The following is a 26759-nucleotide window of genomic DNA, read 5'->3' on the forward strand; positions in this document are numbered from 1 at the left end:
TGTTGAGAGGGAAGGGTTAGATGCCGAAACGGACAGACATTAAAAAGATCCTCATCATCGGCGCGGGCCCGATCGTGATCGGGCAGGCCTGCGAATTCGACTACTCGGGCGTGCAGGCCTGCAAGGCGCTCAAAGAAGAAGGGTACGAGATCGTTCTCGTGAACTCGAACCCGGCCACGATCATGACGGACCCCGACATGGCGCACCGGACCTATATCGAACCGATCACTCCCGAGGTGCTCGAAAAGATCATTGAGCGTGAACGGCCCGATGCGCTGCTTCCGACCATGGGCGGCCAGACCGCGCTCAACGCGGCCGTGTCCCTTGCCGAGTCAGGCGTACTCGAAAAATACAACGTCGAGCTGATCGGCGCAAAGCTGCCCGCCATCAAGAAGGCGGAGGACCGCGAGCTTTTCAAAAAGGCCATGGAACATATCGGTCTCGAGGTGCCGAAAAGCGGCTTTGCCACGAGCAGGGAGCAGGCCTATGAGATCCTTGATAAAGTCGGCTTTCCCGCGATCCTGCGGCCGGCGTTCACCCTCGGCGGCACCGGAGGCGGTATCGCGTACAACCGAGAGGAATTCACCGACCTGATCACGAGGGGCCTTGAGGCGAGCCCGGTGCACCAGGTGCTGGTTGAGGAATCGGTCATGGGATGGAAGGAGTTTGAGCTCGAAGTGATGCGCGACACTAAGGACAACGTGGTGATCGTCTGCTCCATCGAGAACCTGGACCCCATGGGAATCCACACCGGCGACAGCATCACCGTGGCGCCCGCGCAGACGCTGACGGACAAGGAATACCAGATCATGCGCGACGCGTCGCTTCGGATCATTCGTGAGATCGGCGTGGACACCGGCGGTTCGAACATCCAATTCGGGGTCAATCCCGTGGACGGCAGAATGGTCGTGATCGAGATGAACCCGCGCGTCTCACGGAGCTCAGCGCTCGCGTCAAAGGCCACGGGCTTCGCCATCGCCAAGATCGCGGCAAAGCTCGCCGTGGGTTACACCCTTGACGAGATCACGAACGACATCACCAAGGCCACGCCGGCCTCATTCGAACCGACCATTGACTACGTGGTGGTAAAGTTTCCCCGCTTTGCCTTTGAGAAATTTCCCCAGGCCGATGCGACACTCACGACGCAAATGAAGTCAGTGGGAGAGGCCATGTCCATCGGCAGGACGTTCAAGGAGTCTTTCCAGAAAGCGCTCCGCTCGCTCGAGATCGACCGCTACGGACTCGAGTCCCGGCGCGACCGCGACGGAGCGGAAGAACACGGGATCGCCGATATCCGGCAAAAGATCAGCGTGCCGAACTGGGAGCGGATCTGGTACATCGCCGACGGTTTCCGCGCCGGGATGAGTATTGATGAGATTTTCAACCTTTCAAAGATCGATCCGTGGTTCCTGCATCAGATCAAACAGATCACCGACCGGGAGAAAGAGATCCGGGACCAGGGGGCAAGCCTATTGAGCGATACGTCTTCCTCGATCGATCATCCGCTCAGGCAGGCAAAAGAATACGGATTTTCCGACCGCAGGCTTGCCAAACTCCTTACCACCACCGAAAGCGCCGTGCGAAACAGGCGGATGGAGCTCGGCATTACCCCGGTGTTCAAGACCGTGGACACCTGCGCCGCTGAGTTCGAGGCGCATACGCCGTATCTGTATTCAACCTATGAGAAACCGTTCTATCAAGTGCGGAGTGCGGAGTGCGGAGTGCGGAGTGATGCGGCACCCTCAGAGCATCCGCATGCCGAATGTGAGGCGAATCCGACGAACCGGAAGAAGATCGTGATCCTCGGCGGAGGGCCGAACAGGATCGGCCAGGGCATCGAATTCGACTACTGCTGTGTGCACGCGGCCTTCGCGCTCAAGGAGGACGAGTTCGAGACCATCATGGTAAACTGCAATCCCGAGACCGTGAGCACGGACTACGATACCTCGGACCGGCTCTATTTTGAGCCCTTGACACTGGAAGATGTTTTACATATTATACATCGGGAGAAGCCCATGGGGGTGATCGTGCAGTTTGGGGGCCAGACGCCGCTCAAACTCGCGGTGCCGCTTGAGAAAGAGGGCGTGCGCATCCTCGGCACCTCTCCCGACAGCATTGACCGCGCTGAGGACCGCAAACGGTTCAAGGAGCTTCTCGATAAGCTCGGGCTCCTGCAGGCCGAGAGCGGCACGGCGATTTCCTGCGATGAGGCCGTGGATGCCGCGAACCGCATCGGGTATCCCGTCATGGTGCGGCCGTCCTACGTGCTGGGCGGCAGGGCCATGGAGATCGTCTACGACGAAGAGAGCGTCCGGAATTACATGTCCCGCGCCGTGAAGGCGTCCCCGGACCGTCCGGTGCTCGTTGACAAGTATCTGGAAGACGCCATCGAGATGGACGTGGACGCGATCTCTGATGGAACGACCGTGGTCGTTGCGGGCATCATGGAGCATATCGAGGAAGCCGGCGTACACTCCGGCGATTCCGCGTGTTCGCTCCCTCCGTTCTCGCTTCCGCCGGACATCATTCGTGAGATCGACCGGCAGGCACGAATGCTCGCGATCGAGCTCGGCGTGGTCGGTCTCATGAACATACAGTTCGCGGTGAAAGAGGGCAGGGTCTACGTTCTTGAAGTGAACCCGCGGGCATCGCGGACCGTTCCGTTCGTGAGCAAGGCCATCGGTGTTCCGCTCGCCAAGCTTGCGGCACGGGTGATGGCGGGCAAGACCCTTGTTGAACTTGGATTCACCACTGAAGTGAAGATCAAACACATCGCGGTCAAGGAAGCGGTCTTTCCCTTTGCCAAGTTCCCGGGCGTGGACACGCTGCTCGGCCCGGAGATGAAGTCCACCGGCGAGGTCATGGGCATTGACGAGGATTTCGGCATGTCCTTTGCCAAGTCCCAGATGGCGGCCGGCAATCCCCTGCCCGTGTCGGGTCGCGTATTCCTGAGCGTAAAGGACAAGGACAAACCCGGGCTGCTTGAGGTGGCTCAGGGATTACAGGATGCCGGCTTTTCCATCGTCGCAACGAGGGGCACCGCTGATTACCTGAGGAAGCGGGGGATCACGGTCGAGACCGTGAACAAGGTGACCGAGGGCAGGCCGCACATCGTCGACCAGATTACCGATATGAAGATCGACCTGGTGATCAACACCGTGTACGGCGCCGAAGCCCAGAAGGATTCCTATTCCATCAGGCGCACGACGCTCGTGAAAGGGGTCCCTTATTTCACCACGACCTCGGCTGCAAAGGCCGCGGTGCGCGGCATCTCGGCGATCAAAACAAGACCCTTGCAGGTGAAGTCCTTACAGGAGTATCATTCATCATGACGCAAAAGATCCCCATGACCAAAGATGGCTACGACAAGCTCAAGCAGGAGCTCGATCATATTATCAAGGTCGAGCGTCCCAAGAACATAAGGGACATCGAAGAAGCACGGGCTCACGGAGACATTTCAGAGAACGCCGAGTTCCACTCGGCCAAGGACCGGCAGGGCATGCTTGACGCCAAAAAGCGTGAGCTGCAGCATAAGCTCGCGAATGCCCAGATCATCGATGTCTCGAAGCTTTCGAACGAGAAGGTGGTGTTCGGCGCGACAGTCACCCTCGCGGACACTGATTCCGGCGACACCAAAAAGTACATGCTGGTGGGTCAGGAAGAGGCTGACTTAAAAAAGGGGAAGATATCGATCCAATCGCCCGTCGGCAAGGCGCTCATCGGGCACAAGGTCGGCGATGTGGTGTCGATCAAGACCCCGGTCAAGACCGTGGAGTACGAGATCCAGGAGATCGAGATAACCCTTGACTAAGCCGCACAAGGCAACGATACTGTTGCACAAACCCGCGGGCAGGGGATATTACCGTCTCGTGCTCAAGGCGCCCGAGGCGGCAGCCGCGGCCGTCCCCGGCCAGTTTGTGATGCTCAGAGTCACCGGGAACAGGGACCCCCTTCTCGCCCGTCCTTTCGGCATTTCTTCCATTCCTTCAAAATCATCCATAGAGATACTGTACCGCGTCGCGGGCAGGGGGACAGCGTTGCTCACCCGCGCGGAGGCCGGTCAAACGCTCTCCCTGCTCGGGCCGCTGGGAAAAGGGTTCCCGATGCCGGATAAAACGGTAACGCCGGTCCTGGTTACCGGAGGGAGCGGCTTTCCTCCGCTGCATTTTTTAGCCCTTCGCACCAATGCCCGGGCACAGGTAGTTATCGGAACACGGAACACAGAGAGCCTTCCGCCGGTCAGCGTTCTGAAGAGTTTCAGGGACCATTCGCTCAAAGTTTCCATTGCGACCGAGGACGGGAGTTCGGGACGAATGGGGAAATCCACGGACATCCTGAATGCCTTCCTGACGAAGAAGGGGAAGAAGACCCATTTTGCGCTGTACGCCTGCGGGCCCCATGCCATGCTGGCCGCGGTGAGCAGGATCGCCGCTGAACATTCGATCACCTGTTATGTCTCGACCGAGGAACGCATGGCCTGCGGATTTGGCGCGTGTATGGGCTGTTCGGTCCCGATGAAGGCTGGCGGTTACAAACGCGCCTGCAAAGAGGGTCCGGTGTTCGACTCGCGGGAGATCGAGTGGGGGGAGTAATGAGTTCAAAGTAAAAAGTGCCTAAAGTGAACTAAAGTGAGCTAAAGTGCCTAAAGTGAACTAAAGTTAAGAGTGCGGAATGCGGAATAAAAACAAATCCAAAATCAAAAATCCAAAATCCGAATTAAAGAGGCTCGACCTCTCCATCGACTTTGCCGGGATCAAGCTCAAGAACCCGGTGCTCACCGCGTCAGGCACCTTCGGATACGGCGAGGAGTATGCGGAGTTCGTTGACCTGAACAGGCTCGGCGGCGTGATCGTCAAGGGCGTATCGCTCAAACCGATCCGGGGCAACCCGCCGCCGCGGATCTGGGAAACGCCGTCGGGCATGTTGAACGCCATCGGGCTCGAGAACCCCGGTGTTGACGTGTTCATCAACCAGAAGCTCCCGTACCTCAGAAAGTTCGACACCGCGGTGATCGTGAACGTCTTCGGGTACAGTCTTGAAGAGTATGTCGGCGTCGTGGAGCGGCTTGACGACGTTTCCGGCGTGTCCGGCCTGGAAGTGAACATTTCATGCCCGAACGTGAAAGCGGGCGGGATCATGTTCGGCACGAACGCCAAGGCGGCCTTTGAGCTCCTTTCCGCGGTCCGGAAGGCCACGAGACTGCCGGTCATCGCAAAGCTTTCGCCGAACGTGACCGATATTACCGAGTTCGCCCGGATTGCCCGCGACGCGGGATGCGACGGCCTGTCGCTCATCAACACGCTCCTCGGCATGGCCATCGATGTGCGATCCCGGAAGCCGCGGCTCGCGAACTGCACCGGCGGCCTGTCCGGTCCGGCCATCCGGCCCGTGGCCGTGCGCATGGTGTGGCAAACGGCAAACGCGGTACCGCTCCCGATCATCGGCATGGGCGGCATCGTCACGGGAGAGGACGCGCTCGAATTCATTCTTGCCGGCGCCTCCGCGGTGGCCGTGGGAACAGCGAATTTCATTGATCCCCGGGCAACGCTCAACGTGATCGACGGTATCGAGACGTTCATGCGCGAACAGGGCGTGGATGATATCAAAAACCTTATCGGCGCGGTGAATGTCGGGTGAGGAGCGTATTCATGTACGCTATCACCTTTATTCTGAATGCATTAAAAAATTGCGAGGCTGTTGAAAGTTGTTGTGAGTGGTTCGACAAGCTCACCACGAACGGATAAAAGTCTAGAAAAGCATTGATTCCTCCGTTCGCCCTGAGCCTGTCGAAGGGCGATCCCTACGTACTCCCTATTGCATCAAACTTTGCATGGTGACCGTCTAATATGCAAGAATCACTTCTCGCGAACTTCCTCAATTACCTGGCCGTGGAAAAGGGGCTTGCACGGAATACGCTGGAGTCCTATGAGCGGGACCTTCGCAAGTACCTCTTTTTCATGAAGGCAAAAGAACCCGACACGATCACCCGGTCCGATGTGGTTTCGTTCATGGCCCATCTTTCCTCAGCGGGGCTATCCACCCCATCCGCCGCCAGGTGCCTTGCCGCGGTCAGAGGGTTCCACAAGTATCTCATGACCGATGAGCACGCACGCATCGATCCCACCGAGAACATCGAGACCCCGCGGGGATGGAAACGCCTGCCAAAGACCCTCTCCACAACCGATGTGGACGCGCTTCTCGGACAACCGGATCCCGCCACCCTTCTCGGGCTTCGCGACAAGGCCATGCTCGAATTGCTCTATGCCGCCGGCCTTCGCGTGAGCGAGCTGGTGGGGCTCAAGCTGCGCGATATCAATCTTGAACGGGGCTATCTGATCGTGATGGGAAAGGGATCGAAGGAGCGGGCCGTGCCCATGGGGGAGATCGCCATGGCCGCGATCTCCCAATATCTCGGGAGCGGGCGTGCCTCCCTGTTGAAAGGCGCGGATTCCGACCACCTGTTCATCAGTTCGAGGCGCCGGGGCATGTCCCGTCAGATGTTCTGGGAGCGGATCAAACACTATGCACTCAAGGCCGGTATCAGCAGGGCCATCTCACCGCATACGCTGCGCCACTCCTTTGCAACGCATATGCTTGATAACGGCGCCGATCTGCGGGCGGTGCAGGCCATGCTCGGCCATTCGGACATTTCAACGACACAGATCTATACGCACGTTTCCCGCGAGCGGCTCAGGAAGGTGCACGAAAAGTATCATCCCCGTGGATAGTTCGGAGTGCCGAGTTCGGAGTTCGGAGTAAACAAATGAACGGCAAGAAATATTCTCGCAGAGGCGCAGAGTTCGCAGAGAAAAGCTCAAAAAATGTACTGGTTTAAAACCAATACTTAAAGGTTTTGATTTAACTCTGCGTACTCTGCGTCCTCTGCGAGAGATGCCATTGGTTCCGGATTGTCCGGGTTAGGATTTTGAATTTCGGATTTCGTGCGTGTTTCATAATTAATTATGGAAATCATCACCAGTCATACGAACGCTGATTTCGACGCCCTGGCCTCCATGGTCGCGGCAAAGAAGCTCCATCCGGGCGCCCGGCTTGTGTTTCCGGGGTCGCAGGAGAAGAGCATGCGGGATTTTTTTCTCCAGTCGGCGTTGTACGCGCTCGAGGTGGACCGTCTTAAGAACATCGATGTGGACGGCATAACCGGGCTTATCATTGTTGATAACCGGAACCCTGAGCGGCTCGGCAAGCTCGCGGGCGCGCTGAAGCGCCCCGGTGTGACGGTGACCATTTACGATCACCATCCGTCGACGGCCGGAGATATCAGGGGAACAATAGAAGTCGTGGAAGAGATCGGGGCAACGACCACGATCATGGTGGAACTGCTGAGGCAAAAGGCGATCCCGATCACGCCGCTCGAGGCGACCATCTTCGCCCTTGGCATTTATGAAGAGACCGGCTCGCTCACGTTCGTGTCCACCACGGAGCGGGACGTGCTGGTTGTCGCTTATCTCCTTTCCCAGGGGGCGCAGCTTAACATTGTCTCGGATTTCATATCCCGCGAGCTGACCGTTGAACAGGTCGCGATTCTGAATAACCTGATCGAATCCGCCAAAAGCTACGACATTAACGGTGTGCAGGTGGTGATCGCAACGCTGGCGATACCGCATTATGTTCCGGACCTCGCGATCCTTGCGCATAAGATCAGGGACATGGAGGGCCTCGATGTGCTCTTTCTCGTGGTGCAGATGGGCGACAAGACGCACGTGATCGCCCGCAGCAGGGTACCCCAGGTGAATGTCGGCAAGGTGGCCGGGGAACTGGGAGGCGGCGGACACGCCACAGCGGCATCGGCGGTGGCCAGGGACCTGACCCACGTGCAGACCACGGAGCGCCTGATCGAGCTCCTCAAACAGCATATCAAGCCCGGACAGGTGGCGAGCGAGGTCATGTCCTCGCCGGTCAAGACCATCCCGTCCGGCAGTACGATCGCCGAGGCGGGCGAGGCCATGACACGGTTCAGCGTGAACGTGCTGCCGATCATGGGCGATGAAAAGTTCCTCGGCATCATCACCCGTGAGGTCGTGCAGAAGGCGCTTTTCCATAACCTGGGAAAAAAGAAGGTCAAGGAATTCATGACCACCGGCGGTCCGATCGCGTCTCCCGACATGCCCATGGGACTGCTGGAAAAGATCATGATCGAGGAGCACCAGCGCTTTCTCCCGGTCCTTGACAAGAACAGCACACTTGTGGGCGCGATCACCCGTACCGACCTCCTGCGCTCCCTCCACGAAGAGCGTCTGGCCGAGGTGACCGGGACCGAAGCGATCATGCTTCGTTCCACCAGGAATGTTCAGGGATTGATCGAGGAGCGTGTCCCTCCGGACGCGCGCGAAGCGCTCAGACTGGTCGGCGAAGTAGCCGACGAGGCCGGCTTCCCGGTCTACCTCGTGGGCGGCATTGTGCGCGATCTGTTCCTGCGGGTCACGAACCTGGATATCGATATCGTGGTCGAGGGCGACGGAATCGTTTTCGCGGGCATGCTCGTGAAGCGCGCGGGCGGACACATGAAAACCCATCTGAAGTTCGGCACCGCCGTCGTCGTGCTGCCGAACGGGCTGAAGCTCGACATTGCCACGGCCCGGCTCGAATATTACGAATCGCCCGCGGCCCTGCCGACCGTGGAGCTTTCTTCCATCAAAAAAGACCTCTACCGCCGTGACTTTACGATCAATACGCTCGCGGTACGGCTGAACCGGAAACGCGTGGGAGAGATCATCGATTTCTTCGGCGGACTTCGCGATATCAAGGAGAAGACACTCCGCGTGCTGCACAGTCTTTCGTTCGTGGAAGACCCCACGCGCGTGCTCCGGGCCATCCGGTTCGAACAGCGGTTCGATCTCACCCTCAGCAAACATACCGAGAACCTGATCAAGAGCGCCGTGAACATGAAGCTCTTTGACCGGCTGACCGGCAAGCGGCTGCATGCGGAACTCGTTCTGCTCTTCTCGGAGGCCGAACCGCTGAAGCTCCTCAAACGCATGAAGCACTTCGACCTGCTGAAGTTCCTCCATCCCGATCTAAAGGCCACGGCTGAAACGGACCGGCTCTTTACCGGGATCAGTGAAACGCTCACCTGGTTCAGACTTCTGTACCTGGACGTCACGGTAGAGACATGGCTTGTGTTCTTTCTGGGGCTGCTTGACCGGATGAAGGACAGGGCGGTGGACGAGACGCTCGAACGGATGTCGGTCCCGGTAAGGACCAGGGAACGGGTGCGGCATTCACGTCAACGGTACCGCGCGGTTCTCGCCGCGTTCTACAAAGAACCGAAAATAGCGCCCAGCCGCGTCTATGACCTGCTCGTAACGCTCGATACCGAGTCGCTTCTGTTGATGATGGCCAAGGCAAAGCAGGACAAGGCCAAGAAGTATATTTCTCTGTATCTTACCCGCCTCCGTAATATCAAGGTGGAACTGAGCGGAGACGATCTCAAGAAAATGGGAATCCCGCCCGGACCCCGGTACAAGAAGCTTCTTGCAGAGTTGCTGGACGCGAAGCTGGACGGTCTCGTGCATAACCGAGATGAGGAGATGGAGTTCGTGAGGAAGGGGAGCGGGGGGAAGTAAAAATATTATTCAGAAGCATTCAGAGTTCTCAGAACTACGAACCTTAGAACCTGGCGGTTCGCGCCGGTAACGTTGACGGCTCTTGTTAGGCAATCAATGAACACCTTTGCTGTTCAAGAAGGGGGCATACAGCTTATCGGTACCCAACACATGGTCGCGCAGCCAATCCATGAGGTAGTTGGCAGTCTCCAAGGTGATCACCATAGTTCTCTTGCCGGTTTGCTGCTGAAGCTCGCGTGCTTTTGCTGCAAAAGCGTCATGCTCTTTCTTATGTGCTGCGTATCCGGGGAAATCGTACTTGGTCATGTAGTCTTCTTCGGTCGCAAAGTGCGTCTTGCTGTAGTCCACCATGTCAGCCAGGATTTTGTCGAGGGCGGAGGAGCCTTTCCCGGCCGTTATGGCTTCGTGTAACTCCTCGATCATGGCCACAAGGCGCTTGTGCTGTGCATCAATCTCGTCAATGTTGACAGTATAATCGTCTTCCCATTCAAAGAACGCCATAGGTCCTCTCCTTCTTTGTACTATACATAAAAAGTTATTATCGGTACGAAATACAGTAGCATAGATTGCTGGCGTGGTCAATGAATTTAAGAAAAAGTATGACGTATCCAGCTGAATTTATTTGAATGTGATCAAAAGACTAATATGCAAATATGGAATAGCTTTTCAATGATATTTCGATGCAACCTATTCCGGATGACACCCTGAAGCAGTTTAATGCGGTTTTGGAACAGAAGGCGGTTTCAACCTCAATGTGAGCCTATATGGTGTTTTATCATGGTGTCACTCTCTTGCATGGAGAGGGTTGCTAACCGTAGAGGCTGCTTCGTGGAAATCCATCGTGTTGTTTACGGTTCCCGTCTCCCTGACGACTTTGTATAATACGTCAGTTTCCCGTTGACGAACGGGAAAAAAATAGGCATAGTAGCTCCATGATATTCATCAGCCTTTTCGGCGGGATGCTCCTCCTGCTCTACGGCATCAAGATCCTGAACGACGGGCTCCAGAATGCCGCCGGTTCCAGGATCCGCTCGCTTCTCCGGTCCCTCACGAGCAATCGTTTTGCTGCCGTGGGCGGCGGGGCGTTCATCACCGGTCTCATCCAGTCGAGCAGCGCAACGTCGGTGATGCTCGTCGGGTTCGTGAGCGCCGGGCTCATGAGCTTCCGCCAGACCCTCGGAGTTATCCTCGGCGCGGACATCGGCGCCACGCTTACGGTGCAACTGATCGCCTTCCACGTCTACGATTATGCCGTGCTTCTGGTCGGGATCGGTTTGTCCTTTACCCTGTTTGCCAAAAGAATGCTTTTCAGGAACTTCGGCCAGGGCGTGCTCGGTTTCGGCTTTGTTTTCCTCTCCATCAAGATCATGATCGAGGCCATGACGCCGCTCCAGAACGACGAGCTGTTCCGCCAGGTCTTTATCGCCCTCACTGATACGCCGGTCATCGGGATCGTGCTCTCGGCGGGCGTAACGGCACTTATTCACAGCAGCGCGGCGACCATGGGCATGGCGCTCGTCCTTGCCGCGAGCGGTCTGATACCACTTCCCGCCGCGATCTATATTGTCCTCGGCGCAAACATCGGCACCTGCGCCACGGCGTTCCTGGCAAGCCTGCGCTCGCCTGCCGAGGCGAGGCGCGTGGCCTGGGCGCATCTGCTCTTTAAGGTAATCGGCGTTCTGCTGTTCCTGCCGTTTCTCGCGACGTTTTCGCATCTGATCACCACCACGACCCCGGACCTTACCCGGCAGATTGCAAATGCCAATACGCTGTTCAACGTTATCATGGCGGTCATCTTCCTTCCCTTGATTGGCCCGTTCTCGAAGCTGGTCATGAAACTGGTGCCTGAACAGGAGGAAGAGAAAAAGGTCGGGCCCCAATACCTTGATGAGCATGTGCTCGGCACGCCCGCGCTGGCGCTGGGACAGGCAAGCCGGGAGGCGCTCCGGGTTTCGGATATCGTGAGGGAGATGCTGATCGATGCGGTGAAGGTTTTCCAGAGCGACGATCCCGCGTCCATAAACGCGATCAAGAACAAGGACAACCTGATCGACCTTCTGGACCGGCATATCCGGCTCTACATCACCCGGCTTTCGTCGTCGAATCTTACCGAATCCCAGTCCCGGCGTTCGATGGCCGTGCTCGAGATCTCCCGTAACCTTGAGAATATCGGCGATATCATCGACAGGAACATCATGCCGCTGGCGCTGAAGCGGATCAGCAAAGGGATCACCTTTTCCCAGGAAGGATTGGATGAGATAGTCCTCTTCCACAAAAAGGTGATCGAGAACTTTGATATCGCCATCTCGGCATTCGGGAGCAATGACCTGGTTCTTGCCGACCAGGTGCTCCGGAACAAGGAAGAACTCGGCATGATGGAGCGGGAACTGGTCCAGGCGCATCTCGACCGGCTCCGCAAGGGGTTCCGGGAATCCATTGAAACGAGCCATATCCACCTTGACATGATCGGGAACCTCGCGCGCATTAATTCGCTTATTACTCACATCATCTATCCAATCGTCGATGAAAAACGAGGGAAGGGGCGGGAGGATGTGGGGATTGAGGCGTAGTGAGGCGATGGACGACGGACGTGAGACGAGGGACGCGCTTGGGACGAGAGACGACGGACGAGAGGACGCGCTTGGGACGAGAGACGACGGACGAGGGACGAGGGACGATGGATAAAAAGAATACTGCGAAGAGGATTAATAGCGTAAGGGATCTCGATGTTTATAAAATGGCTTTTGAGGCTGCCATGGAGATATACCATATCTCTAAGGGGTTCCCGTCCGAAGAGAAATATTCATTAACAGATCAGATTCGAAGGTCTTCCCGTAGCGTGTGTGCTAATCTTTCCGAGGGCTGGAGAAAAAGGAATTATAAAGCAGTGTTCATCAATAAGCTTTCTGATTCCGGGCAGGAAGCCTCAGAAACTCAAACGTGGCTGGAATTTGCTTTACAGTGCGGCTACATTGATGATGCAACGTTTAATAAGCTGGACGAACAGTACGAACACATATTTGCCATGCTCAGTACGATGGAGAAAAAAGCTGACAACTTTTGTAGATGACTGAGATCCAAGGTGAAAAGCGTCCATCGTCTGTCATGCATTTCAGAAGTTATCGTCCGTCGTCCCAGAGAGCGAAGCGAACGATCGTCCATCGTCCATCGTGCGGTACACGTCCGTCATGTATTTCTGAAGTGCGCGTCCGTCGTCCCAGAGAGCAAAGCGAACGATCGTCCATCGTCCGTCATGTATTTCAGAAGTTATCGTCCATCGTCCTAACGAGCGAAGCGAGTGGTCGTCCCTCGTCCATCGTGAAATACACGTCCGTCGTCCCAGAGAGCGAAGCGAACGATCGTCCATCGTCCGTCGTTTTAAAGGAGGGGGTAGCAATGATCAGACAACTCAGAGTAAAGACGAATTCCAGAACAGAGCTTGTGGACATCACGCAGGGCGTGCAGCGGCTCGTGGCGGAGAGCGGCATCCGCTCCGGTGTATGTTACGTCTATGTGCCCCACACGACCTCCGGGATCACGATCAACGAGAACTCAGACCCGAACGTGGGGCGGGATATACTGAAGGAACTGAACAAGGTCATTCCCTTTGACGACCAGTACGGCCATAGTGAAGGAAATTCCGCGGCGCACATCAAGTCGAGCATCATCGGCGTGTCCAAGTCGATCATGGTGGAGGAGGGGAGGCTCGCGCTCGGCACGTGGCAGGCGGTATTTTACTGCGAGTTCGACGGCCCGCGCGATCGCAGGGTGATGGTGAAGGTGATGAAGGATTAGAGGGGGATATTCGTCCAGTCCTATTAGTTTTACGAGTTTCGCCATCCATTTTGTGAAGAATCCGCTTTCCGTAATTGTCTTGCCCTGTGATCCCTTCTTTTTTGTTGCCCCTAAGACGCTATAAAGAACAGCATGAATGTCTTTGACATATTCCTTTTTTTATAATACATTAGCAGCCATAAACCTATCCTCAGCACAATCAATTCAGCGCGCCGTGATTTTAGCAAACTTGCTTTATTGAAAGGCCGCATGCCCCCAGGACCCGAAGACATAGCCCGAGAACAGATCGACCGCATGCTGGTATCGGCAGGGTGGGTTGTTCAGGACACTAAAGCGGTTAACCTGTACGCGAAACAGGGCGTGGCTATCCGTGAGTTCGAGCTGAAATCCGGTTACGGCACTGCGGACTATCTGCTCTATGTCGGCGGCAAGGCTGCGGGGGTGATCGAGGCGAAGAAAGAGGGCACGACCCTTACCGGTGTGGAAATCCAGTCGGACAGGTACAAGAACGGCCTTCCTGACAGCCTACCGGCCTGGTTTCGGCCTCTGCCCTTCTGTTATCAATCGACGAGCATTGAGACACGCTTCACGAACGGATTCGATCCCGAGCCCCGGTCCCGGAATGTTTTTTCCTTTCATCAGCCCGAAACGATGGCCAAATGGCTTGAAGACGGCGTTCCCGCCACGGACGATCACGCTGCATTCAGGTCACCTATCTACGGCGGCGTCTCAACCCTCAACTCTCGCATCCGCCAAATGCCGCCCCTGATCGAAGACGGCCTCTGGCCCGCTCAGATAGTAGCGATCAAGAACCTCGAAAAGTCGCTTTCCGAGAACCGCCCCCGGGCACTCATTCAGATGGCGACCGGAAGCGGCAAGACCTTCACTGCCATCAACTTCCTGTACCGATTGATCAAGTTCGGCGGTGCCAAGCGGGTCCTGTTCCTCGTAGACCGGGGCAATCTCGGCAGGCAGGCCTTGAAGGAATTCCAGCAGTACCTCTCGCCCTACAACAACTTCAAGTTCACGGAAGAGTACATCGCCCAGCGCCTCACTTCAAATACGCTCGATACCACTGCTCGGGTCTGCATCTGCACGATACAGAGACTCTACTCCATGCTCAAAGGTGTGGATCTGCCCGAAGAAGGGGACGAGGTGTCCGCGCAGGGTCTGGATACTGTATATAAGGAAGTGCCGCCCCTGGAATACAATCCCGCCATACCCATCGAGACCTTCGATATTATCGTGACCGACGAATGCCACCGCTCCATCTACAACCTTTGGCGCCAGGTGCTCGAATACTTCGACGCCTCGATCATTGGCCTGACCGCCACGCCGAACAAGCAGACCTTCGGGTTCTTTAATCAAAATCTCGTGATGGAATATGGTCATGAGCAGGCAGTTGCCGACGGCGTGAACGTGAACTACGACGTCTACCGCATCAAGACCGCGATCACCGAGGGCGGCGGAAAGGTCGAGGCCGGCTTTTACGTGGACAAGCGCGACCGCGAGACCCGGGCCGTGCGGTGGGAGCGGCTCGACGAGGACCTGGCCTACGATCCTGACCAACTCGACCGGCAGGTTGTTACGCCCGACCAGATACGCACCGTGGTCCGGACCTACCGGGATAAAGTACTGACCGAGATCTTCCCTGGGCGGACCTGGGTGCCCAAGACGCTTATCTTTGCCAAGGACGACTCCCATGCCGAGGACATCGTCAAGATCGTGCGCGAGGAGTTTGCAAAAGGCAATGACTTCTGCCAGAAGATCACCTACAGGACCACCGGCAGAAGGCCGGAGGACCTGATCGCCGAATTCCGCACGAGCCCCATGCCGCGCATCGCCGTCACCGTTGACATGATCGCGACCGGCACGGACATCAAGCCCCTCGAAGTGGTGCTCTTCATGCGCTCGGTCAAGTCCCGGAGCTTCTTCGAGCAGATGAAAGGCCGCGGCGTGCGCATAATCAATGACGACGACCTGAAGGCAGTCACTCCCGATGCCCGGACCAAGGACCATTTCATCATCGTCGATGCCGTGGGCGTGTGCGAGCAGGATAAGACCGATTCCCGGCCCATGGAAAAGAAGCGCAACGTGTCCTTCGAAAAGCTGCTCCAGTTCGTGTCTCTCGGGAATATCGAACCCGAGGTGATCTCCTCCATAGCCGTGCGCATGGCGCGCATGGAGCACGCCATCAGCGCCGAAGACCATACAGAGATCAGGAAGCTTGCGGATAAGAGCCTTAAGATCCTGTGCGCAGGACTCATCACTGCCATTGATCCTGACCGACAGGTTGAACAGGCGAAGCTGGATAACCCCGGTGCGGCAGAACCGAGCGAGGCACAGATACAAAAGGCTGCTGCCGTGCTGATTCAGGAAGCAGTAAAGCCTTTACATAATCCGGAGCTTCGGAAGCTTCTCGTGGAACTCAAAAAGAAGAGCGAGCAAACGATTGATGTTGTGAGTCAGGACCGGGTCATAGAGGCAGGTTTCAGCGCGCAGGCATTGGAAAAGGCGAAAGGCCTGGTGCAGTCCTTCGAGCAGTTCATCAAAGACCATAAGGACGAGATCACCGCGCTCCAGGTTCTTTACAGCATGCCTTATAAGCAGCGGCTGCGGTACGAAGATATCAAAGACCTTGCAAGCCGCATTGAAAAGCCGCCGCATCAGTGGAGAGTGGATAATCTCTGGAATGCTTATGCAGCATTGGAGAAGTCAAAGGTCAAAGGCGCAAGCGCCCCGCATATTCTTACGGATCTCGTATCGCTCGTGCGCTTTGCCATGCACCGGGACGATGAGCTTGTCCCGTTTCCTGAGCGGGTGAATGCGAATTTCGAGAAGTGGATGGCACAAACAATCCGTCATTCCCGCGAAAGCGGGAATCCAGAGTTTACGAAAGAACAAATTCGCTGGCTCGAAATGATTCGCGATCATATCGCCGCCAATCTGAGTATTGAAGCAGACGATTTTGATTTTGCACCATTCGCACAAGAAGGTGGAATTGGCAGGGTGCATCAGATATTCGGGAATGACTTGAATAAGATTCTTGACGAATTAAATGGAGTATTAGCAGCTTAGTTTATGTTAAACAATGAATAAAAATACTTTACAAGTTTCTGATGAATTGCCAAAAGATTGGACCATAACCACGCTCGGCGAAGCCTTGCCTATTTCCTATGGTAAAAGTTTAACCGAATCGAAGCGCGATGCAAAAGGGAAACATCCAGTTTATGGATCAAGTGGAAAAGTTGGACAGCATTCCCAGGCTCTTACAAGTAGAGCCGCGTTACTGATTGGAAGGAAGGGTTCTGTTGGGGCGGTGTATTATTCACCTGAGCCATGCTGGCCAATAGACACAACGTATTTTGCCGAAAAAAGAGAAGATATTGATCTCCGTTATTTTGAATATCTATTGAAAGGATTGAATTTAAAAACGTTAGACAAGTCCACTGCTGTCCCGGGCCTCAGTAGAGATGACTACAATGCGGTACAGGTAGCTGTCGCCCCCATCCTGGAGCAGAAACTCATCGTCGCGGAGATCGAAAAGCAATTCTCCCGCCTGGACGAAGCCGTCGCCAATCTCAAACGGGTTAAGGCCAATCTTAAACGATACAAAGCCGCTGTCCTCAAAGCTGCTGTCGAGGGTAAGCTTACCGAAGAATGGCGTAAGGTTCATCCTTATGTTGAGCCTGCGAGTGAACTTCTAAAGCGCATTCTGGCTGAGCGGAGGGAAAAGTGGGAAGAGGCTGTACTGACGAAGATGAAGGCGAAAGGGAAAAAACCAAAGGACGATAAGTGGAAAACAAAATATATCGAAGCACACCCACCCAAGCCTGAGGATACTTTCAAGATACCGAAATCATGGGTATGGACTAACCTGGGGCAACTATCATGGTCAGTGAAAGACGGGCCACACTTCAGTCCGAAATATTCTCAGTCTGGCATTCCTTTTATATCTGGTGGAAATATTAGGCCCGACGGGATAGACTTTGCGACGGCGAAATACATTACACCTGCATTACATGCTGAATTGACTGAAAGATGTAAGCCTGAATTCGGTGATCTCTTATATACAAAGGGTGGCACTACTGGCATTGCAAGGATAAATACAGTAAAACGGGAATTCAGCGTCTGGGTTCATGTTGCTGTATTAAAGATAGTAGCTCCAATAGAGCGGTTTTACTTACAGCATTCGCTAAATTCGCTGCATTGTTATAGGCAATCGCAGCGGTATACCCATGGCGTCGGCAACCAAGATCTTGGATTGACTCGGATGATATGGATTACAATGCCGTTGCCACCCCTCCTAGAGCAGAAAGAGATCATTAAGAAAATTGAAGAAAGAATGTCAATCATTACGGATATCGAAAAGGATATTGATGCGAATTTAAGACGAGGTGAACGTCTGCGGCAGTCTATATTGAAAAAGGCGTTTACCGGACAAATCTAAGCGCGAACAGAACAAGATATCTCAGTAACGCCTGGGGGTAACATATGAAAACAATTATAGGTACGCTTATTGTTGGTCTGATTATAGCTATATTTACATATAATCTTAATGCTGAAAAAGTTGACATAAGATATGCATTGTCTGAACGAATACCGACAAAGCTGCTTGAAGAGAAAACGACCGAGAGCATACAGCAATTAGAAGTGTTTAATATAGGCAATGCGGAAGCAAAACAAATCAGAGTAGTCATTGCTGCTCGCATTTCATCTTATGAATTGCGTAAATATTCAAACGCCGATACTCCCAAAGAATATAAAACAAAGGATGCACTAGAAATTGTTTACCCTAATTTGCCACCTGGCGGCAATTTGAAATTATTGATTAAGTCAGTGGGTAGCGGTGTTAATAAAGGAAATCTCGACATTTCACACAGTAAAGGGAAAGCGGAGGAAGCATTTGCTAAGACCGGCATAGCTTCTATCATTTCATTTGTCACTATTGCATGGGTAATAATTATTTGGGGATCATTACTATTTAGTATGCGTGTTAATGCAATAGACAGTTTAGAGTCATCAGCCAAATATAATGCAGATAAGATATTAAGAAAAAAGAAGCCTTTTTATATAAATAGCGACAAATGGTATTCTATACGCAAGACAGCACTGGAAAGTAAGATTGAGCGCGACTCGGAAAGAAGATCTGATAAAAGTACGAGCTATCAAATCTTGTCGATTGATAAACCAGACTATTTAAACGATGAAGAATGGCTTTCGATAAAGGGAAAAGCAATTAATCAGCTGTCGAAGATGCTGTCTTTCGAAAGTTATACGGCTTGGAAGCCAAGTCGTATAGTAGAACTTTTGAATATTCCTAAGCCACTCCATTTTCCCGAAAAAGAGTGGACAGAAATTGCAAGAGATCTAAATCAAAAATATATCGTTATGGTAAAGGGAGATAAATTATTTCAATCAATTGAAATTACATTGAGTAATTTAAAACAAAATAAGCCAGATGGCATATTAGATGATTGTTGGGCTGATTATTTAAAGTATTTAAGGAGAGAATATAATTCAATGTTGTTTCAGGAGTTAGGGAATGAATGGGAACCGATGAGGTTTATTGAAAAATGTGATTTGGATGTATTAAACGATAAGGAAAGAAATGAACTAAAAAAATTTGCATACGCCGCAGAAATCAAAGAATATTTTAAATTTAAAAACTTATCAGATGCAGAAGCGATATTAAAATCACAAAAGCCTGCGTGGATGACTGAAAAGGATTATGAGTTGCTTTTATCACAAGCAAGAGATACCGTTGAGCTCAAAGTTAATCAGAAAAAAAATATCATATTAAGGCAATTATTACAGTCGATATTGTACAAACATCCCCTATTAACTAAAAAGCCAGATGAGCTGACTGATGAGGAGTGGGGTGCAATTGAGCAAATTGATAAAGACGTAAGAATTCGTAGCGTTGAGAATAGTGATAAAGAAAAGGAAATTGCCAAAGAAAAAGCTGAGACAGTAGCACTGAAGGAAAAAGTAGTGCGGCAATTACGAGTCATTGACGACGTATTTAAAGATCCCCAAAGTATATATAAGATTGAAGAATATGATAATGTCTTTGCACCTGGTAATTATGAAAATTTAAAAAAAATTGCTGAACGATTAGCTGCTCAAGGTAACCACTCATAGTGGATATAACCTCTTCCGCAATTGTTCAAAAAATCCGGCACTACTGTAACGTCCTCCAGGACGATGGGATGAGCTACGGCGATTACCCTTCGACATCGCTCAGGGCAGGCTCTGAGCAGCTTACGTACCTGCTGTTCCTCAAGATGGCCGACGAGCGCACGAAGCCGCCGTACAATCAGCCGAGTGCCGTGCCCGCGAAGTACAACTGGCCCACGCTGCTCAAGAAGGACGGCGACGATCTGTTTGATCACTACCGCCACATGCTCGAAAGCGCGCTATGAAGAAAAAGGACCGACCGGAACAATATGAATCGACTTACTATCCACTCGAAATAACCGAATGGAACTGGCCCTACTATTTTTCAACGTGTCCTGACTTGAAACCGCGGCCTGATCTACCGAGGCTTGGTCCTTTTCTAGAGGATAGGGACATCAATATAACCGGACGATTACTCGCACCGAAGAAACTTGAGGGCAGGTTGATAGAGATCAGAATCGTTGGAGATCGAAACATTGCGGATGTTATGGAACATCCGGAAAAGTGCTTGGAGAATCCGAAGAGTATTGGTTCATTAACCATACGGGGAAAAAGATCAGAAGCAATATGTTTTGTGCCTTTTTATGCCGTGCACACATTGTGCTTATTGCTACATGCTGAGAAGATCAAATTCCTTATTCTCACTGGCCAGCCGCTTTATCGAGGTACTGCGGATTTGAGAGCGATTCATTTTGAAAAAGAATACAAGCACGAGGATTGGTCGTAAAAAATCATTTTTACTGAGTATAGTATTGTCGTCTAAATTCACCATTATGATGAATTACTAACTTTATAGTATACTTAATGGTAGGGTTATGGTATATTATATGTGTAGTAGATCATGCTGTGAATGAATTGTTGCATCTATAATATACTATGGAATACGGCATAGGAAAAATTGAGAGAAAAAGACTGTCTGATGTGCTGAGGGGAACAAAAGGATCGATTTCGGTTCCCCAGACCTCCGGTATTTTGGGGGTCTCCTCCTCAGACGCAGCGAAGATGCTTTCCCTTTGGGCAAAGAAGGGATGGGTAACACGCATAAAGCGAGGATTCTACATTCCCGTTCCGATCGAATCACGCAATGCCGATATCTCCTTGGAAGATGCGTGGCCGATTGCTGAACGTTTGTTTGCTCCCTGCTATATCGGCGGGTGGAGCGCTGCGGAATACTGGGACTTGACGGAACAGATATTTAAAACCGTTCTGGTGCTCACAACGCAAAAGCCAAGGGACCGCAAGCCTGTCATCAAAGGGACGAACTTCCTGCTGCGTAATATGTCGGAAAAGGATCTATTCGGCCTTAAGCCTGTGTGGCGAGGACAGGTCAAAGTATCGGTTTCCGACCCGACCCGCACCATCCTCGATATGTTGAGCGATCCGCAGCTTGGCGGCGGCATCCGTTCAACTGTGGACATGTTCAATGCCTACCTGAAATCGGAAAACAAGAATATGGACGTCTTGATCGAGTACGCGAAGAAATTTGAAAACGGTGCTGTGTTCAAGCGTCTCGGTTTTCTCCTGGAACGGTATGCTCCGGAAGAGCAGAGCGCCCTGGATGCGTGCAAGGCTGGGCTGACAACGGGGAATGCCAAACTCGATCCGAAACTGCCGGCTGATAAACTGGTCACACGGTGGCGGCTCTGGCTTCCGCAGAGCTGGGTCAAGGAGAGCTGAGTGATCGACCGCCAGGAAGTGATGGACTTTTCAAGAGAGTTCGGGCTTGCTTCGCAGGTCATTGAGAAAGACTATGTCCTGGGATGGCTCCTTGCGGGTATTTCTCAGCATGCAGTGCTCGGCCCAGAGTGGGTGTTTAAAGGCGGGACTTGCCTCAAAAAATGTTACTTCGAAACGTACAGGTTTTCCGAGGACCTGGATTTCACGATCAAGAGCCTGGATCATCTTGATGAGGTTTATTTAAAAACAGCATTTCAAGATATTGCAAGCTGGGTCTACGATACAACCGGCATTCAAATTCCTGCTGAAACGCTTCGTTTCCAAGTGTACACCAATCCGCGCGGGAAAATATCTGTACAAGGCAGGATCGGTTATCGCGGCCCGATGATGAGGGATGGCGATCTCTCCCGTATAAAGCTCGATCTTACAAACGATGAGGTGCTTGTTCTTGATCCAGTGAGCAGGGAGGTACATCATCCCTATTCAGACGGGCCGGAAGACGGAATTCACGTCCAAACTTATGCTTTTGAGGAAGTGTTTGCGGAAAAGGTAAGAGCTCTGGCTGAGCGCGAACGTCCAAGAGACCTTTATGATGTCGTCCACCTCTATCGACATAAGGACATGCGGCCGGATAGAGAAGTTGTGTTGAGCACTCTTGAAAAGAAATGCGCATTTAAGGGCATCGCAGTCCCGACCATGGTATCTCTCGAACATGAACCTGCGCGGGCCGAGCTTGAAGCCGAATGGGCAAACATGCTTGCCCATCAATTACCGGCACTGCCTCCTTTTAATCAGTTCTGGGAGGAATTGCCTATGGTATTCGAGTGGCTGCATGGCGCAGCGGAAAAAGTTGCTCAGCCTTCGATGCCACTTGCGGCTGGAGAAGATATCGCATGGCGCCCGCCTGTTATGGCTCATGCATGGCACGCAGCGGTTCCTTTCGAAGTCATTCGTTTTGCGGCGGCGAACAGGCTTTGTGTTGATCTCCGCTACGATGGAAGCAGCCGAATTATTGAGCCTTATTCCCTGCGCAGAACGCAAGACGGAAATTTACTATTGCACGCAGTTAAACATGCCACTGGAGAACCGAGATCTTATCGTGTTGACCGGATTCAGGGTGCAACCGTCACTCAGCTAGCATTTGTGCCAAGGTATGTAATTGAATTGAGTGAGACAGGACCGATTCATGCGCCGCAAACCGTGAGGCCAGCACGTCCAAGCCGATCACGAAACAGCTCATGGGGAATGTCATCGAATATTGGGCCACAATATATTTTTGAATGCACAGTGTGTGGGAAGAAATTTACGCGCAAAACTTACACCGCAGCGCTCAATCCACATAAGGACAAGAATGGGTACCCTTGTTATGGACGAGTGGGCATGTATGTAGATACCAAATATTGAGGTTCTTGTAATACGGGGAAATTATGACTCCTGCCGCTATCGTATCCAAACTCTGGAACTACTGTAACGTCCTCCGGGACGATGGGATGAGCTACGGCGATTACGTGGAGCAGCTCACGTACCTGCTGTTCCTCAAAATGGCTGACGAGCGCACAAAGCCGCCGTATAACCAGCCGAGTGCTGTTCCCGCGAAGTACAATTGGCCGACGCTCTTAAAGAAGGACGGCGACGATCTGTTCGACCACTACCGCCATATGCTCGAAAGCCTCGGCAATGAAAAAGGTCTGCTCGGTCTGATCTTCAATAAATCCCAGAACAAGTTCCAGGACCCCTCAAAGCTGCGGCGGCTTGTTGTCGACCTGATCGATAAGGAAAACTGGTCAGTGATGAGCGCTGATGTGAAAGGGGACGCATACGAAGGCCTGCTTGAGAAGAACGCACAGGACACCAAGTCCGGCGCCGGCCAGTACTTCACTCCTCGTCCTTTGATCCAGGCCATGGTTGACGTGATCCAGCCGAGACCGAAAGAGACCCTCTGCGATCCTGCGTGCGGGACCGGCGGGTTTCTCTTAGCCGCGCACGATTATGTGGTAAAACACAATCCGAACATGAGCGCCGATGAGAAGCGCAAGCTCAAAGGCTCCACCTTCAAGGGCTGGGAGCTGGTCCAGAGCACAGCCCGGCTCTGCGCCATGAACTTGATGCTCCACAGCATCGGGACCGACAAGGACCTTCCTATCATCGTTTCGGACTCTCTTGCCGCCGACCCGGGAGACCGGTTCGATATCGTTCTGACCAATCCTCCCTTCGGCAAGAAGAGCAGCACCACCATCGTTGCCGAGAACGGCAAAGTATCACGGGAGACCGATATCATCGAGCGCCAGGACTTCTGGGCCACGACATCCAACAAGCAGCTCAACTTCATCCAGCATGTAAAGACCCTATTAAAACAGAATGGCCGCGCGGCAGTTGTCGTGCCGGATAACGTCCTCTTCGAAGGCGGGGCAGGGGAGACGGTCAGGCGAAAGCTCCTGCACGAGTGCGACGTGCATACGCTCCTGCGCCTGCCCACGGGCCTGTTCTACGCCCAGGGTGTGAAGGCGAACGTGCTGTTCTTCGACAAAAAGCCGGCATCCGAAACGCCCTGGACAAAGAAGCTCTGGATCTACGACCTCCGCACGAACATGCACTTTACGCTCAAGACGAGCTCCCTCCAGCGGTCTGACCTTGACGAGTTTGTGAAGAACTACAATCCCGAGAATCGCCATCAGCGTAAGGCGACGTGGAAGCCTTCCCCCTCACCTCAATCCTCTCCCCGGAGGGGAGAGGAAGGGAAAAATGAAGGCCGCTGGCGGTCATATACCTATGACGAACTCATCAGCCGCGACAAAGCCAGCCTCGACATCTTCTGGCTCAAGGACGAATCCCTCGAAGCCTCCGACAACCTCCCCGATCCCGATATCATCGCACAGGAGATCGTGGAAGACCTTGAAGCGGCGCTGGAGCAGTTCCGGGAGATTGCGACTGATCTCGGAAATGGCCGTAAGGCATAAGGCGTCACGGGGAAGGAACATCTGAAACCGCAATAAGATATAATAGGAGGCAACCACATGAAATTAATCTCTGGCCGTTCTGAATCAAAATCTGTCCGGATAGCAGTACTGTGCATCCTTCTGGTACTGATCATCACCTCATGCAGCATCCAGCTTATCTCACCCTATAATGCCGAGACTCAGCAAGCAACTTTTCGTTGTGCAAGCTTGGTGGATCGATTCTACGGGACGCTGCTCGAAGCAGACGAACAGAACAGACAGTATTCCAAGTTTTCAGATCAGTATGTCGCGATCGAGTCCGAGCTGAACGGTCTCGTTCTTCGGAATAAAGTGCGCAGTCTGAACCAAGATTCGACTGACATTGCCGAACGGATAGCAAAACTGTGGCAGAAGTACAAGTCCCGACATAAAAACGACAATACTTACAGTACAGGAAATGCGGAATTGGATCGTGATCGTTTGGCACGGATGTTCGGATATGCTGTCCGGGCCGAAGACGCGAAGAAGCCGAACGAGTAGGCTTGCGGGAGGAAAAGATCATGGCGTTTAATACAGAACAGACGGAAAAGCAGATGATGGCGGCTATGCAAGTCGTTCTCGCGAAAGAATGGCCAAATGTTCAGAGTTCCATGCGTAAGGTAATTGAAGAAGAGCGAGAAGCGCTTGCAAAGATAAGCTTGGCGTACATAAGCGGTTCCATTACGGAAGCTGATGTGAAACGCCAGCTCGAGGACGAGCGCGAAGCTTTCGAGGCAGGGCTCTCGATGACAAAAGTTGTCAGCACGGCAGCAAAACAAAAAGCCGTGAATGCAGCGCTCGATGTATTCTGGAAGGCTGTTTCAGCAGCGTTGGGGAGGTGATAAGGTAACCCATTGTCAATATCGTCTCTCCGCTTTTTCACAAACCCTGTCAATTAAAGGAGACTTTATGCATACGTATGGGGTGCCTTCATATGATTATCAGACTTAAAGATTGAGATGTAAGCCGATTCCGATGTCATCGCCTAGGAGATAGTTGAAGACCTTGAAGCGGCTTTGGAGCAGTTCCGGGAGATCGTGGGGGATCTGGGAACGAAATAAATGCAGTGAGAGATGCGGGCATCACAATGACGAGCAAAAGACCCAGACTGGCGTATTGGACTTATTCAGATGTTTTTCAGCAACCGCTAAGACATCGGAGCTTTGAAGTTGGTTAATATGTATTCCAGGTGGGCTTTGTGTTTTTGAATTAACCGTAAGGGCTAAAGGATACCGATGGTAAAATCAGCAAAATTGTTCATCGTTGTGCTTATCGGCTTTATTGCATCAACTTCCATAGTGTTTGCCCAGACAGCTGACCAGAATGCCTACGCTCGTTTTATGAGAACAGGCTCCGAGCAGATGAAGGCGGGCGATTATCAGGCCGCGCGCGATTCTTTTGAACAGGCTCTCACCTACAACGATTCCGAGTCTGAAGGCCACCTTGGCCTCGGCCTTGCCTACTTCCACCTGCGGGATGATAAATACGCTGAAAGGGAATTGTCGAAGGCGGTTGAGCTCAATCCGAAGGCATCGATAGCATATCAGTTTCTCGGCGAGCTTTATTATCGCAAAGACGACCTGGAGACAGCGGTATCGTACTGGGAAAAAGCGGTTGAAGTAAATCCCTCGGCGACCGATCTTCGCACGAGGCTCGACCGCATTCGCAAAGAGCACAAGGCGGAGAAAGACTTCAATCGCGACGTAACAAGCCACTTTCTGATCAAATATGAGGGCAGGGAAAAGATCGAGGCAGGGAGGATCGTTCTCCGGATCCTCGAAGACGCGTACAGTGAGGTGGGCCGCTCCCTGTCCTACTATCCTGAACAGGAGATCCAGGTGATCCTGTATTCGGGACAGCAGTTTAAGGAAGTGACCGAAGCGCCGGGGTGGAGCGGCGGCCTCTTCGATGGGAAGATCCGCCTTCCCATCGGCGGCATCGAAAAGGAGACGCCGGTGCTCAGGAGTATTCTTCTCCATGAATACACGCACGCGGTCGTGCGCGCAATAACACGGCGCTGTCCGACCTGGTTGAATGAGGGGCTGGCACAATACTTCGAGGGGAGGCAGATCGATCCGCGGCAGCAGGAGGCGCTTAAGAAGCTCGTGCAGGCCGGAAAGCTCCCCTCGCTCACGAACCTGGAAGGCTCGTTCATGGGCCTCGGCAGCAGCCAGGCACAGACGGCCTATTTAATCAGTCTCTCCGCGGTCCGCTCCATGATCGATTCATTCGGCATGTATCGCGTTAAAGATGTGCTGGACGAACTTGCCCGGGGAGCGGACATTGGCAAAGCGATCAGCATCGGCCTCATGGTGTCCTATGAAGAATTCGAGCGCGGGTGGAAGAGGTCGCTTGAGTAGAGACAAACACCAAATTCCAAATAAATTCCAATTACCAAGCACAAAAAACAAAACGTTTTGGATATTGTGATTTTGAATTTGGATAGAGCCTGTTGCACAAATACCCGTTCACCCTTCGACAGGCTCAGGGCGAACGGTAAGGCCATTGATATCATTAGATTCATCCGTTCGTGCTGAGCCTGTCGAAG

The 26759-nt window shown here is 53.0% G+C and carries 20 protein-coding genes and 1 pseudogene; 20 read left to right on the forward strand and 1 reads right to left on the reverse strand.

From position 1 onward, the window contains the following. Positions 1-20: 20 nt before the first annotated feature. From carB to M0R70_00570, 6 genes are all read left to right on the forward strand, one after another. Positions 21-3332, forward strand: coding sequence for a carbamoyl-phosphate synthase large subunit (gene carB / locus M0R70_00545; GenBank protein MCK9417849.1), 3312 nt, complete (start codon positions 21-23; stop codon positions 3330-3332). Further along, positions 3329-3811 carry a transcription elongation factor GreA gene (gene greA, locus M0R70_00550; GenBank protein MCK9417850.1) on the forward strand — a complete coding sequence of 161 codons (483 nt, stop codon included), beginning with the start codon at positions 3329-3331 and terminating at the stop codon, positions 3809-3811. The genes carB and greA overlap by 4 nt, the downstream gene beginning before the upstream one ends. Further along, positions 3804-4592, forward strand: a complete 789-nt coding sequence (locus M0R70_00555) for a dihydroorotate dehydrogenase electron transfer subunit (protein ID MCK9417851.1) — start codon at positions 3804-3806, stop codon at positions 4590-4592. Before greA ends, M0R70_00555 begins: the two co-directional genes overlap by 8 nt. Positions 4593-4671: 79 nt before the next feature. Beyond that, positions 4672-5637: a dihydroorotate dehydrogenase gene (locus M0R70_00560; GenBank protein ID MCK9417852.1), complete on the forward strand. Its 966-nt coding sequence runs from the start codon at positions 4672-4674 to the stop codon at positions 5635-5637. 209 nt (positions 5638-5846) lie between these two features. Further along, a complete protein-coding gene (gene xerD, locus M0R70_00565; protein ID MCK9417853.1) occupies positions 5847-6728 on the forward strand; it encodes a site-specific tyrosine recombinase XerD in 882 nt (293 codons plus the stop codon). 234 nt (positions 6729-6962) lie between these two features. Beyond that, on the forward strand, positions 6963-9584 hold the full coding sequence (locus tag M0R70_00570) for a CBS domain-containing protein (protein ID MCK9417854.1): 2622 nt from the start codon (positions 6963-6965) through the stop codon (positions 9582-9584). A gap of 93 nt (positions 9585-9677) precedes the next feature. On the opposite strand, the gene M0R70_00575 is transcribed toward M0R70_00570, so the two are convergent. Then, positions 9678-10085 carry a bacteriohemerythrin gene (locus tag M0R70_00575; GenBank protein ID MCK9417855.1) on the reverse strand — a complete coding sequence of 136 codons (408 nt, stop codon included), beginning with the start codon at positions 10083-10085 and terminating at the stop codon, positions 9678-9680. 431 nt (positions 10086-10516) lie between these two features. Here M0R70_00575 and M0R70_00580 point away from each other — a divergent pair, with 431 nt between their 5' ends. From M0R70_00580 to M0R70_00645, 14 genes and pseudogenes are all read left to right on the forward strand, one after another. Beyond that, the gene (locus tag M0R70_00580; protein MCK9417856.1) at positions 10517-12154 is read left to right on the forward strand and encodes a Na/Pi cotransporter family protein; all 1638 of its coding nucleotides are present in this window, start codon (positions 10517-10519) and stop codon (positions 12152-12154) included. Between the two features lie 107 nt (positions 12155-12261). Then, entirely contained in the window at positions 12262-12654 is a 393-nt protein-coding gene (locus M0R70_00585; protein ID MCK9417857.1) for a four helix bundle protein, read from the forward strand. Between the two features lie 326 nt (positions 12655-12980). Then, positions 12981-13379 carry a secondary thiamine-phosphate synthase enzyme YjbQ gene (locus M0R70_00590; protein MCK9417858.1) on the forward strand — a complete coding sequence of 133 codons (399 nt, stop codon included), beginning with the start codon at positions 12981-12983 and terminating at the stop codon, positions 13377-13379. 249 nt (positions 13380-13628) lie between these two features. Continuing rightward, positions 13629-16457, forward strand: coding sequence for a DEAD/DEAH box helicase family protein (locus tag M0R70_00595; GenBank protein ID MCK9417859.1), 2829 nt, complete (start codon positions 13629-13631; stop codon positions 16455-16457). Positions 16458-16470: 13 nt separating this feature from the next. After that, on the forward strand, positions 16471-17829 hold the full coding sequence (locus M0R70_00600) for a restriction endonuclease subunit S (GenBank protein MCK9417860.1): 1359 nt from the start codon (positions 16471-16473) through the stop codon (positions 17827-17829). Positions 17830-17873: 44 nt separating this feature from the next. Further along, entirely contained in the window at positions 17874-19523 is a 1650-nt protein-coding gene (locus M0R70_00605; GenBank protein ID MCK9417861.1) for a hypothetical protein, read from the forward strand. Beyond that, positions 19523-19792 (forward strand): annotated as a pseudogene (locus M0R70_00610) (type I restriction-modification system subunit M N-terminal domain-containing protein). The gene M0R70_00605 and the pseudogene M0R70_00610 overlap by 1 nt, the downstream one beginning before the upstream one ends. An 8-nt stretch (positions 19793-19800) precedes the next feature. Next, a complete protein-coding gene (locus M0R70_00615; protein MCK9417862.1) occupies positions 19801-20286 on the forward strand; it encodes a hypothetical protein in 486 nt (161 codons plus the stop codon). A gap of 149 nt (positions 20287-20435) precedes the next feature. Next, positions 20436-21236 (forward strand): hypothetical protein, encoded by an 801-nt coding sequence (locus M0R70_00620; protein MCK9417863.1) that lies wholly within the window; start codon positions 20436-20438, stop codon positions 21234-21236. Continuing rightward, positions 21237-22640: a nucleotidyl transferase AbiEii/AbiGii toxin family protein gene (locus M0R70_00625; protein ID MCK9417864.1), complete on the forward strand. Its 1404-nt coding sequence runs from the start codon at positions 21237-21239 to the stop codon at positions 22638-22640. A 23-nt stretch (positions 22641-22663) separates the two neighbouring features. Continuing rightward, positions 22664-24193, forward strand: a complete 1530-nt coding sequence (locus M0R70_00630) for a type I restriction-modification system subunit M (protein ID MCK9417865.1) — start codon at positions 22664-22666, stop codon at positions 24191-24193. A gap of 57 nt (positions 24194-24250) precedes the next feature. Next, entirely contained in the window at positions 24251-24712 is a 462-nt protein-coding gene (locus tag M0R70_00635) for a hypothetical protein (GenBank protein ID MCK9417866.1), read from the forward strand. Between the two features lie 20 nt (positions 24713-24732). Then, positions 24733-25053 carry a hypothetical protein gene (locus tag M0R70_00640; protein ID MCK9417867.1) on the forward strand — a complete coding sequence of 107 codons (321 nt, stop codon included), beginning with the start codon at positions 24733-24735 and terminating at the stop codon, positions 25051-25053. A gap of 393 nt (positions 25054-25446) precedes the next feature. Continuing rightward, the gene (locus M0R70_00645; GenBank protein MCK9417868.1) at positions 25447-26571 is read left to right on the forward strand and encodes a tetratricopeptide repeat protein; all 1125 of its coding nucleotides are present in this window, start codon (positions 25447-25449) and stop codon (positions 26569-26571) included. The last annotated feature ends 188 nt before the right edge of the window (positions 26572-26759 follow it).

The sequence above is a fragment of the Nitrospirota bacterium genome (assembly GCA_023229435.1).
Classification (GTDB): domain Bacteria; phylum Nitrospirota; class UBA9217; order UBA9217; family UBA9217; genus JALNZF01.

What these genes read in the sequence shown, in the direction of transcription:
- carB (MCK9417849.1), top strand. Translation starts at nt 21, where the DNA reads ATGCCGAAACGGACAGACATTAAAAAGATCCTCATCATCGGCGCGGGC.
- greA (MCK9417850.1), top strand. Translation starts at nt 3,329, where the DNA reads ATGACGCAAAAGATCCCCATGACCAAAGATGGCTACGACAAGCTCAAG.
- M0R70_00560 (MCK9417852.1), top strand. Translation starts at nt 4,672, where the DNA reads ATGCGGAATAAAAACAAATCCAAAATCAAAAATCCAAAATCCGAATTA.
- xerD (MCK9417853.1), top strand. Translation starts at nt 5,847, where the DNA reads ATGCAAGAATCACTTCTCGCGAACTTCCTCAATTACCTGGCCGTGGAA.
- M0R70_00570 (MCK9417854.1), top strand. Translation starts at nt 6,963, where the DNA reads ATGGAAATCATCACCAGTCATACGAACGCTGATTTCGACGCCCTGGCC.
- M0R70_00575 (MCK9417855.1), bottom strand. Translation starts at nt 10,085, where the DNA reads ATGGCGTTCTTTGAATGGGAAGACGATTATACTGTCAACATTGACGAG.
- M0R70_00580 (MCK9417856.1), top strand. Translation starts at nt 10,517, where the DNA reads ATGATATTCATCAGCCTTTTCGGCGGGATGCTCCTCCTGCTCTACGGC.
- M0R70_00585 (MCK9417857.1), top strand. Translation starts at nt 12,262, where the DNA reads ATGGATAAAAAGAATACTGCGAAGAGGATTAATAGCGTAAGGGATCTC.
- M0R70_00590 (MCK9417858.1), top strand. Translation starts at nt 12,981, where the DNA reads ATGATCAGACAACTCAGAGTAAAGACGAATTCCAGAACAGAGCTTGTG.
- M0R70_00595 (MCK9417859.1), top strand. Translation starts at nt 13,629, where the DNA reads ATGCCCCCAGGACCCGAAGACATAGCCCGAGAACAGATCGACCGCATG.
- M0R70_00600 (MCK9417860.1), top strand. Translation starts at nt 16,471, where the DNA reads ATGAATAAAAATACTTTACAAGTTTCTGATGAATTGCCAAAAGATTGG.
- M0R70_00605 (MCK9417861.1), top strand. Translation starts at nt 17,874, where the DNA reads ATGAAAACAATTATAGGTACGCTTATTGTTGGTCTGATTATAGCTATA.
- M0R70_00615 (MCK9417862.1), top strand. Translation starts at nt 19,801, where the DNA reads ATGAAGAAAAAGGACCGACCGGAACAATATGAATCGACTTACTATCCA.
- M0R70_00620 (MCK9417863.1), top strand. Translation starts at nt 20,436, where the DNA reads ATGGAATACGGCATAGGAAAAATTGAGAGAAAAAGACTGTCTGATGTG.
- M0R70_00630 (MCK9417865.1), top strand. Translation starts at nt 22,664, where the DNA reads ATGACTCCTGCCGCTATCGTATCCAAACTCTGGAACTACTGTAACGTC.
- M0R70_00635 (MCK9417866.1), top strand. Translation starts at nt 24,251, where the DNA reads ATGAAATTAATCTCTGGCCGTTCTGAATCAAAATCTGTCCGGATAGCA.
- M0R70_00640 (MCK9417867.1), top strand. Translation starts at nt 24,733, where the DNA reads ATGGCGTTTAATACAGAACAGACGGAAAAGCAGATGATGGCGGCTATG.
- M0R70_00645 (MCK9417868.1), top strand. Translation starts at nt 25,447, where the DNA reads ATGGTAAAATCAGCAAAATTGTTCATCGTTGTGCTTATCGGCTTTATT.